This window comes from Burkholderia sp. 3C (assembly GCF_054589155.1).
Window position 1 is genome coordinate 57,391 of record NZ_BAAILN010000069.1, and the last position, 11,808, is coordinate 69,198.

Sequence of the window (11,808 nt, forward strand, 5' to 3'; positions counted from 1 at the left end):
ACGGGGCGGGCGCCCCGTGCCGTGGGCCGTCGGCGTCAGGCGACCTTCGCCAGCGGCGGGTAATCCGTGTAGCCCGTTTCGCCTTCGGCATAGAACGTGGCCGGCACCGGCGCGTTCAGCTCGGCGCCGATCTCGAAGCGGCGCGGCAGATCCGGGTTCGCGATGAACAGCTTGCCCCAGGCCACGGCGTCGGCTTCGCCGGCCGCAAGCGTGGCTTGCGCGCTGTCGAGCGTGAACGCTTCGTTGGCGATGTACGCGCCGCCGAACGCCTGCTTCAGTTGCGGGCCGAGGCGGTTCTCGCCGAGGCTCTCGCGCGCGAAGATGAACGCGATCTTGCGGCGGCCGAGTTCGCGGGCGACGTAGCCGAACGTGGCGGCCGGGTTCGAATCGCCCATCGTGTGGGCGTCGCCGCGCGGCGACAGGTGCACGCCGACGCGCGATGCGCCCCACACGTCGATCGCCGCGTCGGCGGCTTCGAGCAGCAGGCGCGCGCGGTTTTCGATCGAGCCGCCGTAGGCGTCGGTGCGATGGTTGGTGCTGTCCTGCAGGAACTGGTCCGGCAGATAGCCGTTCGCGCCGTGGATTTCCACGCCGTCGAAGCCGGCCAGCTTGGCGTTTTCGGCGCCCTTGCGATAGGCCGCGATGACGCCTGGGATTTCGTCGAGTTCGAGCGCACGCGGCGTGACGAAGGCGCGCTCCGGGCGCACCAGGCTGACGTTGCCGCCGGCCGCGATCGCGCTGGGCGCCACCGGCAGGTCGCCGTTCAGGAAGATCGGGTCCGACACGCGGCCGACGTGCCACAACTGCATGACGATGCGCCCGCCCGCGTCGTGCACGGCCTTCGTCACGAGCTTCCAGCCCTCGACCTGCTCGTCGGACCAGATGCCGGGCGTGTCGGCGTAACCGACGCCCTGCGGCGTGACCGAGGTGGCCTCGGTCAGGATCAGGCCCGCGGAGGCGCGCTCCGCGTAGTAGCGCGCCATCAGCGCGTTCGGCACGCGAGCGCTGCCGGCGCGGGCGCGCGTGAGCGGCGCCATCACGATGCGGTTCGGCAGCGTCAGGTCGCCCGCGACGAGCGGATCGAACAGGGTGGGCATGGAGGACTCCTTATCGAATGAAGGTGGGCCGGTGCGGCGGCATTGCCGTCACAGGCTGGTCTGCAACTGATCGACGAAGGCCTGGATCGCCGCCTCGTTGCGGCGGAAGAACACCCATTGCCCGACCCGCGAGGATTCCACCAGCCCGGCGCGTTGCAGCGTCGAGAGATGGGCCGACACGGTCGATTGCGACAAGCCGCAGCGCGCGTCGATCTGGCCGGCGCACACACCGTCGCGGAACGAGGCGTGTTCGGCCTGTTCCGGGAAATGCCGGGGCGGGTCCTTGAGCCACGCGAGAATCTCGCGGCGGACCGGGTTGGCAAGCGCCTTGTGGATCGCGTCGAAATCGAGCGTCATGAGTCGTGCGGGTGAACGGCGGGACCCGATTGTATCGTCGTCGGGGATCGACTATATCGGAATATCGCGATATATAGAAATACCCCTGATCGATGGGCGGGTATCGGCACCTCGGTGGTGCGGGGCGCGTATCGGCCGCGCCCCCCGCATCCGGCCCTGACGGGCGCGAGCCCGCCGTACAAGGCTCAGTGCGCTGCCGCTTCCCGGCTCAACAACGCCAGCACGGCGCGGGCGGCCGCGTCGGCCGACGCCGGGTTCTGGCCGGTGACGAGATTGCCGTCCACCACCACGTGCGGCCCCCACGGCGCGCCCGCCTCGAACGCCGCGCCGGCCGCGCGCAGGCGGTCCTCCAGCAGCCACGGTGCGTTGGCGGCGAGGCCGACCTGGGTTTCCTCGTCATTGGTGAACGCGGTCAGGCGGCGGCCCTTGAAGGCCCAGCCCGCTGCGTCGCCGGCGGCCAGGAAGCTGGCCTGCCCGTGGCACACGGCCGCCACCACCTTGCGCGGATCGGCGAGCGCGGTGGACAGTGCGCGGCCCACGCTTTCGTTGACGGCCAGATCCTGCATCGGGCCGTGTCCGCCCGGCACGAACACGGCATCGAACGCGGCGGCGTCGAGCGCCTCGATGCGTTGCGGCGAGGCCAGCGCGGCGGCATGCTGCGCGAGATGCGCGCGGATCGCGTCGACCTTGGCGGTGTCGCCGTGATTGGCCTGCGCGGACAGGCTCAGTTCATCCACCGTGGCCGGCGCGCCGCCCGGCGTGGCCAGCGTGACGTCGGCGCCGGCCGCCAGCAGGATCTGGTGCGGCACGGCGAATTCCTCGCCCCAGAAGCCGGTCGGGCGTTGCGAGCCGTCGCGTTGGGTCCACGCGGTGGCGCTGGTCAGGATCATCAGAACGGAAGGCATGGTGTTTTCCTTGAATGGGACGTTTGGTACTGCATACGAATACGAAGTGCTTTCGGGCGGGCGGCGCGCGGGTCGCAGGCCTTTCTGCGATACTTTCCGGCGCCTGCCGCGCCCCGCGAGCGGCTTGTCGGATCGACAGCGCCGAGTGTGACGGCGTCGCGCGGGCAAATAAATGAACTTCCGGCGAATTTGGAATTCCTCCAGACGGAATTCGTGCCAACGGGATCACGCATGAATCGATTCGAAGCGCTGCGCATGTTCTGCGTGGCGGCGGAAAGCCCCAATTTTCGCGACGCGGCCGTCAGGCTCGGCGTCTCGCCGCAGGTCATCACCCGTTGCATTCAGCAACTGGAGGAGAACCTGGGCGAATTGCTGTTTCATCGCAGCACGCGCGGCGTGCGCCTGACGCATTTCGGCGAGCAACTGGCAAGGCGCAGCGCCGAGGCGATCGCGCAGGTCGACGGCCTGTTCGCGACCGAGCCGCAGCTCGCGCACGACGAGCCGGCCGGCCTCGTGCGGATCGCCGCGCCGGGCGCGGTGGGGCGCCGCTTCATCGCGCCCGGCCTCGCGCCGCTGCTGGCCGCGCATCGCGGGCTGGTGGTCGACCTGCGTTTGTCGGAGGTGCTGGCGGACGTGGTGGACGAGCAGATCGACGTCGGCGTGCGGATCGGGCCGATGCGCGACAGCCGTTTCGTCGCGAAGGCGGTGTCGAAGGCCGCGCTGCATATCGTTGCCGCGCCGGCGTTCCTCGCGCGCGCCGCTGCGCCGGCCGACAAGGACGCATTGCTGCAGGCGCCGCTGACGGTGCTGATCGACCGCAACACGGGCCGGCCATGGCCGTGGCTGTTCGCCGACGGCGAGCAGAGCGTGCCCGCGCGGCCGGTATGGGTGGCCGACGATCCCGAGGCGGAATTCGAGGCGGTGCTGGCCGGCGTCGGCATCGGCCAACTGCCGGGGCATCTCGCGTTGCCGATGCTGCGCGAGGGGCGATTGGTGTCCTTGCTCGAGCACCTGCGCCCGCCGCCTTCCACGCTGTACGTCTATCGCGCGCAGCGCACGCCGGTGCCGGCGCGGGTTCGGCTCGTGTTCGATGCGTTGTGCGAACTGCTTGCCGATTGCGAAGGGGCGTTCGACGGGCGCGGTGGGTGAGCGATGCGGCTGGCGTTGCGATGCCGGTTGCGTCGTCATGACGGAAATTCAGGATGGCGAACCGTGTGCCGGCCGCTGAAAACGGCCGTGTGCCGCACCGGCCGCATGGTTTGACGCTACAGTGCCGCCATGAAGAATCTGGATCTCGAACTCCTGCGCACCTTCGTGGCGGTGGCCGACGCGCGCAGCTTTGCCGGCGCGGGCCTGCGCATCGGCCGCAGCCAGGCCGCCGTGAGCCAGCAGATGCAGCGGCTCGAAGCGCTGGTGGGCGTGCCGCTGTTCCGCAAGGAAGGGCGCAACAAGCTGCTGACGCCGGGCGCATTGCAGTTGCTCGGCCACGCGCGCGAGCTGCTGCGCATCAACGACGACGCGATTCAGTCGGCGATCAGCGGCGCGCAGGCCGGCGTGCTGCGCATCGGCTCGCCGCACGATGTGTCCGACACGCTGCTGCCGCCGATTCTCGCCCATATCGCGCGCTGGGCGCCGGGCCTGCGCATCGAGCTCGACGTGGGGCGCAGCCCCTTCTTGATGGAAGCGCTGCATCGTGGCGAAATCGACATGACGCTCTCCACGCGCGAGGATGCCTCGCTCGACGGTGTCCTGCTGCGCACCTCGCCCACGGTGTGGATTTGCGCGTCGCAATACGAACATGTGCGGCACGCACCGATACCGCTCGTGCTGGCCGACGAGCCGAGCATCTTCGGCCGCCTCGCGATCGAGGCGCTCGACGCCGCGCGCATGCGCTGGCGCGAGGCCTACGTGGCGTCGAACCTGCTCGGCGTGAAGGCGGCGTTGCGCGCGCAACTGGGCGTGACGGCGCGCAGCATCGAACTGCTCGGGCCCGAGCTGCGCGTGCTGGGTGACAGCGATGGCCTGCCGCGCCTGCCGGACGTGCATTACTACCTGTGGATTCGCCCGCACAACGCCAATTCGCTGGCGCGCCAGGCGTTCGATCTGCTGTCGCGCGTGATGCCGGTGCAGCGCCGCGTGGTGCGCGGCAATCCTTAAGCCTCCGAACAAAATTCATAAGCAAAACCGATCTGTCGGAAGGCGGCAGGTTTCGGGTCGGAAATGAAAAACACCGTGATTTCAGCAAGATAATGGCGATGGCTTGGCGTGAGGCGGGCACTCGCCCATCGAAATCGCGCGTCGAGGCATAAGGTTATTCCCGATTCATGGTTCGACCCGGGCCGCCGCGCTCCTAACATCGCGGCATTCCGACCCACGGATCGCCATGAGCCACGCTACCGATTTCCCGCCGCTGCCCGATGTTTCGCCCGCCGACCTGCCGGGCAGCCCGCTGGCCCGCGTCTGGGCGCAGCCGTTCCTGCTGGGCCTGTTCCTGCCGATCCAGAGCGGCGGCTGGAGCCCGTCCACGTTGCCGCGCGGCACCGATTGGCGCTTCGACTACAACCGGCGGCTCACGCTGCAGGCCGAAGCGCTGGGGCTCGATCTGGTGTTCGGCCTCGCGCAGTGGAACCCGAAGGGCGGCCACGGCGGCGAGATCCGCTACCGCGAGGACAGCCTCGATCCGTTCGTGACCACCGCCGCGCTCGCGAGCGTGACGCAGCGCATCCTGCTGATCTCGACGATCCATGTGCTGTACGGGCCGTGGCATCCGCTGCATCTGGCCAAGTTCGGCGCGACACTCGACAGCATCACGCAGGGCCGCTGGGGCATCAACGTGGTGACCGGCAACCTCGACAGCCACGCGCGCATGTTCGGCAAGCCGCAAATCGAGCACGACGCGCGTTATCGCATGGCCGACGAGTTCGTGCGTTTCCTGAAAACCTACTGGCAGAGCACCGGCAATGTGGACCTGCGCGGCGAATATTGGGCGAGCGAGAACGCTTACGTTTCGCCGAAGCCGGCGTTCGGCCGCCCGTTGCTCGTCAACGCCACCGGTTCGCCCGCCGGCATCGAGTTCGCCGCGCGCCATTCCGACATCGTGTTCGTCACGAGCCCGGCCGGCGCGGAGCTGGAGGCGTCGCTCGCGGTGCTGCCGGCTCACTGCGCGAACATCAAGGCGCGTGCGGCGCAGCACGGCCGAGCGCTGCGCACGCTGATCAATCCGATGGTGATCTGTCGGCCGACCGAGCGCGAGGCCCGGGCCTATCACGATGCGATCGTCGGCGCGCAGGACCGGGTGGCCGTCGACAATTTCTTCGCCTCGGCGCAGCAGCGCGACAGCCAGGCGTTCCTCGGCCACCAGCGCGACCAGAAGGCCGTGGGCGGCAACATCCAGTTGATCGGCAGCCCGGAGCAGATCGTCGAGCAGATCCGGCGACTGCGCGAGGCGGGCATCGACGGCCTGCAATTGACGTTCTACGACTTCGAGCCGGACCTGGCCTACTTCGGTGAAGCCGTGCTGCCGCTGCTGCGGCAGGCGGGGTTGCGTCACTGATCGGTACGGCAAGGCACGGCTGTCCATCTAGCGTAGTTGATAAGGATTCCTTCTGTATGAACGAAGTCAGACCCGAGCAGGCGAGGCGGCTCGATGCCGAGCCGCCGATCCCGGTGCCTGTCGAGCTTGTCGCGCTGCACGATGCGGCCCGCGCGCTGGGCGCAAGCCTCGCCGAAGCGTCGGCGCAGGCGGATCGCGAGCGAATCCTGCCGTTCGACGCGATGCGTGCATTGCGCGACACGCGTCTGACGGCGCTGCGCGTGCCGAGTGAATTCGGCGGCGCGGGGGCCGGCTGGCGCGAGGTCGCGGCGGTGTTCGTGACGCTTGCGAAGGGCGATCCGAACGTGGCGCAGGCGTTTCTCGCGCATTTCGTGTTCGTCGAACGCCTGCGCCTGATGGGCAGCGCCGCGCAGCACCGGCGCCTGTTGCCGCTCGCGGCGGCGGGCGTGCTGTTCGGCGGCGCGGCGGCCGAGCGCGGCGGGCAGTTTCGCGGCGAGATGCAGACGCGTCTCGTGCGCGATGGAAGCCATTTCGTGCTCGACGGCGTGAAGCATTACTCGACCGGCGCGCTTTATGCCGACGTGCTGAAGATCCGCGCGCTCGACGAAGCCGGCGAGATGGTCGCGGTGCTGGTGCCGGCCGATCGCGCCGGCATCGAACGGATCGACGACTGGGACGGCATGGGCCAGCGCGGCAGCGCGAGCGGCACCACGCGCCTGCACCGCGTGACGGTGCAGGCGGACGAGGTGATGCGGATGGCGCCGTGGACCGCGCGCCCGCATCACACCGGCGCGGCCGCGCAGCTTCTGCACGCGGCGATCGAGATCGGCATCGGCCTGGCCGCGCTCGACGACGCCGCCGCGTGGGCGCGGCAGCGCGCCCGGCCGGTGCGCGAGAGCGGGGTGGCCAGCGCGTCGCAGGACCCGTACGTACTGCAAACGGTGGGCCGCATGGCGGCATCGATCCATGCCGCCGAAGCCATGGTCGACGAGGCCGCGCGCGTGCTCGATATCGCGGCCGAGGCGCGCTTCGGCGCGACGGCCGAGGCCGACGTTCACGACACCGCGATCGCGGCGTCGATCGCCGTCGCGCAGGCGAAGATCGTCTCGACCGAGGCCGCGCTCGACGTGACCGAGCGCATGTACGACGCGGGCGGCGCGGCGATGACGCTGCGCGCCGACAACTTCGACCGCCACTGGCGCAATGCGCGCACCCACACGACGCACGACCCGCTCGCCTACAAGTGCCGCGCGGTTGGCAACCATGTCGTCAATGGCGCCGCGCCGCCGCTTACGTTCTCCTACTGACGCTTCTCCCCGGGATCTTCATGAGCTTCGACCTGCGACACCTGAATCGCCGCCAACTGCTGCAACTGATGCTGGCCGGCACCGGCTCCGGCCTGCTGTCGTCCGCCAACGCCGCACAGGCGCTGGCCGCGGCGCTGCCGGGCTCGCAACTGCGCGGCGGCACGTTGATTGCCAACGTCACGCCCGAGCCGGCCGGGCTGGTGGCCGGCATCAATATCTCGAGCCCGGCCGTGGTGATCTCGGCGAGCCTGTTCGACGGCCTGCTGTCCTACGACAACGCATACCGCCCGCAGCCGCAACTGGCCGAATCGTGGGTCACCGCGCGCGACGGCAAGTCGATCACGTTCCGTCTGCGCAAGAACGTGACATGGCACGACGGTGCGCCGTTCACGTCGGACGACGTCAAGTATTCGATCGAGAACGTCGTGAAGAAGACGCATCCGCGCGGCGCGTCGAATCTGTCGAAGGTGATCGGCATCGATACGCCCGACCCGCACACCGTGGTGTTTCGCCTGAGCGGGCCGTCGCCGGTGCTGTGGGCCGTGCTGTTCGGCACGGAAACCCAGATCGTGCCGAAGCACCTGTACGAAGGCACGAACCCGCTGACGAACCCCTGGAACACCAAGCCGATCGGCAACGGCGCGTTCGTCTTCAAGGAATGGGTGCGCGGCAGCCACGTGCTGTTGGAACGCAATCCTCACTATTGGGACAAGGGGCCGAGCGGCAAGGAGGACAAGCCGTATCTCGACCGCGTGATCTTCAAGATGGTGCCGGACGCGGCCTCGCGCGCGGCGGCGCTGGAGAACGGCGAGATCCAGTTCGCGGCCAACAACCCGGTGCCCGAGAGCGACGTCGCGCGCCTGCGCAAGGACCCGAAGCTGGTGCTCGACACCGTGGGCTGGCAGGCCCCCGCGCCGATGTTCTTCTTCGATTTCAACTACCGCCGCAAGACGTTCGACGATATTCGCGTGCGTCAGGCGTTCGCGCACGCGATCGACCGCGCGGCGATGGCGCGCATCGTCTGGTACGGGCTGGCCGACGTCGCGCAGAGCTGCGTGCCGAGCTACCAGAAGCAGTTCTTCAAGCCGGGCCTGCCGCAATACGGCTTCGATCCGAAGCGGGCCGAGCAGTTGCTCGACGAAGCGGGCCTGAAGCGCGGTGCTGATGGGGTACGCCTGCGCATCGACCACATCACCGAGGTGTCGTATGGCGACGTGTACCTGCGCGCGGCCGAATTCATGCGCCAGCAACTGAAGAATGTCGGCGTGGAGATGAAGCTCGTCAATCTCGATCTGCCGAGCGTGATCCGCAAGCTGTATACGGAGCGCGATTTCGATACGGCGTCGATGTGGTATTCGGCCTACCCCGATCCGCAGATCGGCGTGACGCGGCGCTTCTGGAGCAAGAACATCAAGCAGGGCGTGCCGTCGAGCAATGCGTCGAGCTATTCGAACCCGGAGATGGACCGCATCATCGAAGGCATCCAGGACGAGGGCGACGTGGCGCGCCGCCAGGTCTGGATCGATCGCCTGCAGGATTTCGTGCAGGCCGAGGTGCCGTCCATCAACCTGCTCGAACTGAGGTTCTTCGGCTTCTATTCGGCGCAGTTGCAGGGGCTGCGCAAGGGGCCGATGCTGTTCTATTCGTCGCTGGCCGATGCGCGGCTGAAGCCGGCATGACCGTGACGAACCTCGCCGGCCAGGCCGGCCTTCCCGATCCGCAGGATGCCGAAGCATCGCTCTCGCCCGATGAATTGATCGCGCGCGCCCGGGCGCTGTCGGCCACGCTGGCCGACGAAGCGGCGCACTGGGACGCGCGCGGCGCGGCCAATCTCGCCGCGTTCGACCGAATTCGCGAGCACCGTATCGGCGCGATCCGCGTGCCGGTGTCGTATGGCGGCGCGGGCGGCTCGATCGTGGACGTGGCGCAGGCCGTGATCGCACTGGCGCACGGCGATTCGAGCGTCGCGCAGGCGCTGCTGCCGCATTTCGTGTTCGTCGAACGCACGCTGCTGATGGCCGGCGCCGAGCAGCAGGCGCGCTGGCTCGTGCCGGTGGCGCGCGGCGCGCTGGTGGGCGGGGCATCGGCCGAGCGCGGTGCGCCGGTTCGCGGCCAGGTTCGCACGGCGCTGCGGCGCGACGGCGACGGGTTTCGCCTCAATGGCGTCAAGCATTACTCCACCGGCGCGCTGATCGGCGACCTGCTGAAGATCACGGCCGTCGGCCCGGACGGCGACAGCGTGCTGGTGGTGCTGCCGACGGAGCGCGAGGGCATCGTGCGCCACGACGACTGGACCGGCATGGGCCAGCGCGGCACGCTGAGCGGCACCACCGAGCTGGTCGAGGTGCGCGTCGAGGCGCACGAGGTCGTGCACACCGGCCGCTGGAAGACCGAGCGCCATCACACGGGCGCGGCCTCGCAGATCATCCATTGCGCGATCGAGGCCGGCATCGCGCGGGCCGCGCTCGACGACATGGCCCGCCGGGTGCGCGACGGCGTGCGGCCGGTGCGCGAGAGCGGGGTGGCGCGCGCGGCCGACGATCCGTACATCCTGCATACGGTCGGGCGCATCGCGGCGCGGGCGAGAACCGCCGAGGTGCTGGTGTTGCGCGCCGCCGCGCGCATCGAGGCGGCCAGCGCGGCCCGTTACGGCGGCGCACCGGCGGCACGCGTCGCGCAGGCGGCGGCCGAGGCGTCGGTCGCGACGGCCGAGGCCAAGGTGATCGCCACCGAGGCGGCGCTCGATGCGGCGCGGGCACTGTTCGACGTGGGCGGTGCCTCGACCACGCTGCGCCGCCATCGCTTCGACCGCCACTGGCGCAACGCCCGCACGCACACCGTGCACGATCCGGCCGCGTACAAAACCCGCGCGATCGGCGATTACCACGTAAACGGGCACCCTCCGCCCATCGACTACGGATACTGAGGCATGCCAACCATCATTACCGCCGATACCCTCAAGCGCTGGTTGCGCGACGGCGAGGAACTCGGCCTGTTCGACGTGCGCGAGCACGGCCAGTACGGCGAAGGCCATCTGTTTTTCGCGGTGCCGCTGCCCTACAGCGTGCTGGAGCGCGAGGTCGGCCGGCTTGCGCCGAACCGCCGCGCGCGGCTCGTCGTCTACGACGAGGGTGGCGACGGCGAGCAGCCGGCCGCGCGCGCGGCAAAGCGGCTCGAAGCGCTCGGCTACACGAACGTGCATCTTCTCGAAGGCGGCGCATTGGGTTGGCGCGAGGCGGGCTTCGTGCTGTTCAAGGGCGTCAACGTGCCGTCGAAGGCGTTCGGCGAACTGGTGGAGCAGGTCGCGCACACGCCGCACGTGTCGGCGCAGCGGCTCGCCGAGTGGCAGCGCAGCGCGGACTCACCGGTCGTGCTCGACGGTCGCCCGCTGGCCGAATTTCGCGCGATGAACATTCCGGGCGCGGCGTGCTGCCCGAACGGCGAACTGGCCTATCGCATCGACACGATCGTGGCGGACGCCGCGCGGCCGATCGTCGTCAACTGCGCGGGGCGCACGCGCAGCATCATCGGCGCGCAGACATTGCGGCATCTCGGCGTCGCCAATCCGGTGTATGCGCTGGAAAACGGCACGCAAGGCTGGTTTCTGGCCGATCTGACGCTGGAGCACGGCAGCACGCGCGGCTACCCGGCCCACGTCGAGCCCTCCGCTGCGCGACGCGACGCGGCCCGGGCGTTCGCCACGCGCGCCGGGGTCGAGTGGGTGGACGCGCACTCGGTGCGCGCGTGGGCCGACGCGGGAGAACGCACGGTGTATCTGTGCGACGTGCGCACGCCCGAGGAATTCGCGGCGTCGACGCTGCCGGGCGCGCAGCATGCGCCCGGCGGCCAGTTGCAGCAGGCGACGGACCAGTACGTGGGCGTGCGGCACGCGCGCGTCGTGGTGTTCGACGACGACGGCATTCGCGCGCCGGTTGCGGCGAGCTGGCTGCGGCAGCTCGGACACGAGGCGTTCGTGCTCGAAGGCGGGCTGCGCAGCGGCCTCGCGCTCGACGGCAGCGCCATCGCTGACCCCGAACCGCTGCCCACGATCGACGCAGCCGCGCTTGCCGAGCGGCTGGCGCGCGATGCGGGGCGCGTGGTCGACTTGCGCGCAAGTGCGGCGTGGGGCGAGGCGCACATTCCCGGCAGCGTCTGGTCGATCCGTCCGCGCCTGGCCGGGCTGCTGGCGCAGGCGGCCACGCCGGTCACGTTCGTGGCGGATGATCCGCGCCTGGCCGCGTGGGCCATTGCCGATCTCGATCTGCCCGATCGTGCGGACTGCGAATTCAGCGTGCTGGCTGGCGGGCTCGCGGCATGGGAAGCCGTCGGCGGGCGCGTGGCGTCCGATCCTGCCGCGCTCGCCCCCGCGCAGCGCATCGATTTCCTGTTTTTCACGCACGACCGGCACACCGGCAACAAGGCGGCCGCGCGCCAGTACCTGCAATGGGAGGTGGAACTGCTGCCGCAGCTCGACGCCGACGAGCGGGGCGTGTTCCGGCCGCTGGCCTGATCCGGCCTCATTCGGCTTGATTCGGCTTCCGGGCGCAACGCGTTCCCCGACGTTGCGCCCGGAAACGGCCGATTGCCGC

Annotated in this window: 10 protein-coding genes; 7 read left to right on the forward strand and 3 right to left on the reverse strand. The window is 69.6% G+C overall.

Going from position 1 to position 11,808, the window contains the following annotated elements:
* Positions 1-35 precede the first annotated feature (35 nt).
* From ACYP33_RS12700 to ACYP33_RS12710, 3 genes are all read right to left on the reverse strand, one after another.
* The gene (locus ACYP33_RS12700) at positions 36-1,097 is read right to left on the reverse strand and encodes an alkene reductase (protein WP_459622071.1); all 1,062 of its coding nucleotides are present in this window, start codon (positions 1,095-1,097) and stop codon (positions 36-38) included.
* A 48-nt stretch (positions 1,098-1,145) separates the two neighbouring features.
* The gene (locus ACYP33_RS12705) at positions 1,146-1,454 is read right to left on the reverse strand and encodes an ArsR/SmtB family transcription factor (RefSeq protein ID WP_414439578.1); all 309 of its coding nucleotides are present in this window, start codon (positions 1,452-1,454) and stop codon (positions 1,146-1,148) included.
* A gap of 185 nt (positions 1,455-1,639) precedes the next feature.
* On the reverse strand, positions 1,640-2,359 hold the full coding sequence (locus ACYP33_RS12710) for a type 1 glutamine amidotransferase domain-containing protein (protein ID WP_459622073.1): 720 nt from the start codon (positions 2,357-2,359) through the stop codon (positions 1,640-1,642).
* A gap of 231 nt (positions 2,360-2,590) precedes the next feature.
* Here ACYP33_RS12710 and ACYP33_RS12715 point away from each other — a divergent pair, with 231 nt between their 5' ends.
* The 7 genes from ACYP33_RS12715 to ACYP33_RS12745 all read left to right on the forward strand — a co-directional run bounded on the left by ACYP33_RS12715 (position 2,591) and on the right by ACYP33_RS12745 (position 11,729).
* Positions 2,591-3,508, forward strand: a complete 918-nt coding sequence (locus ACYP33_RS12715; RefSeq protein WP_414447262.1) for a LysR family transcriptional regulator — start codon at positions 2,591-2,593, stop codon at positions 3,506-3,508.
* A gap of 129 nt (positions 3,509-3,637) precedes the next feature.
* Complete coding sequence (locus ACYP33_RS12720) at positions 3,638-4,516, forward strand: LysR substrate-binding domain-containing protein (RefSeq protein ID WP_414439575.1); 879 nt, start codon at positions 3,638-3,640, stop codon at positions 4,514-4,516.
* Positions 4,517-4,742: 226 nt separating this feature from the next.
* A complete protein-coding gene (locus ACYP33_RS12725; RefSeq protein ID WP_414439574.1) occupies positions 4,743-5,912 on the forward strand; it encodes an LLM class flavin-dependent oxidoreductase in 1,170 nt (389 codons plus the stop codon).
* A 56-nt stretch (positions 5,913-5,968) separates the two neighbouring features.
* Positions 5,969-7,219, forward strand: a complete 1,251-nt coding sequence (locus tag ACYP33_RS12730) for an acyl-CoA dehydrogenase family protein (protein WP_459622076.1) — start codon at positions 5,969-5,971, stop codon at positions 7,217-7,219.
* 20 nt (positions 7,220-7,239) lie between these two features.
* Complete coding sequence (locus ACYP33_RS12735) at positions 7,240-8,898, forward strand: ABC transporter substrate-binding protein (RefSeq protein WP_459622078.1); 1,659 nt, start codon at positions 7,240-7,242, stop codon at positions 8,896-8,898.
* Entirely contained in the window at positions 8,895-10,145 is a 1,251-nt protein-coding gene (locus ACYP33_RS12740; protein WP_459622080.1) for an acyl-CoA dehydrogenase family protein, read from the forward strand. Before ACYP33_RS12735 ends, ACYP33_RS12740 begins: the two co-directional genes overlap by 4 nt.
* A 3-nt stretch (positions 10,146-10,148) precedes the next feature.
* Positions 10,149-11,729 (forward strand): rhodanese-like domain-containing protein, encoded by a 1,581-nt coding sequence (locus tag ACYP33_RS12745; RefSeq protein WP_459622082.1) that lies wholly within the window; start codon positions 10,149-10,151, stop codon positions 11,727-11,729.
* Positions 11,730-11,808 lie beyond the last annotated feature (79 nt).

Coding starts and splice junctions, on each gene's coding strand:
- ACYP33_RS12700 (WP_459622071.1), bottom strand. CDS start 1,097: ATGCCCACCCTGTTCGATCCGCTCGTCGCGGGCGACCTGACGCTGCCG.
- ACYP33_RS12705 (WP_414439578.1), bottom strand. CDS start 1,454: ATGACGCTCGATTTCGACGCGATCCACAAGGCGCTTGCCAACCCGGTC.
- ACYP33_RS12710 (WP_459622073.1), bottom strand. CDS start 2,359: ATGCCTTCCGTTCTGATGATCCTGACCAGCGCCACCGCGTGGACCCAA.
- ACYP33_RS12715 (WP_414447262.1), top strand. CDS start 2,591: ATGAATCGATTCGAAGCGCTGCGCATGTTCTGCGTGGCGGCGGAAAGC.
- ACYP33_RS12720 (WP_414439575.1), top strand. CDS start 3,638: ATGAAGAATCTGGATCTCGAACTCCTGCGCACCTTCGTGGCGGTGGCC.
- ACYP33_RS12725 (WP_414439574.1), top strand. CDS start 4,743: ATGAGCCACGCTACCGATTTCCCGCCGCTGCCCGATGTTTCGCCCGCC.
- ACYP33_RS12730 (WP_459622076.1), top strand. CDS start 5,969: ATGAACGAAGTCAGACCCGAGCAGGCGAGGCGGCTCGATGCCGAGCCG.
- ACYP33_RS12735 (WP_459622078.1), top strand. CDS start 7,240: ATGAGCTTCGACCTGCGACACCTGAATCGCCGCCAACTGCTGCAACTG.
- ACYP33_RS12740 (WP_459622080.1), top strand. CDS start 8,895: ATGACCGTGACGAACCTCGCCGGCCAGGCCGGCCTTCCCGATCCGCAG.
- ACYP33_RS12745 (WP_459622082.1), top strand. CDS start 10,149: ATGCCAACCATCATTACCGCCGATACCCTCAAGCGCTGGTTGCGCGAC.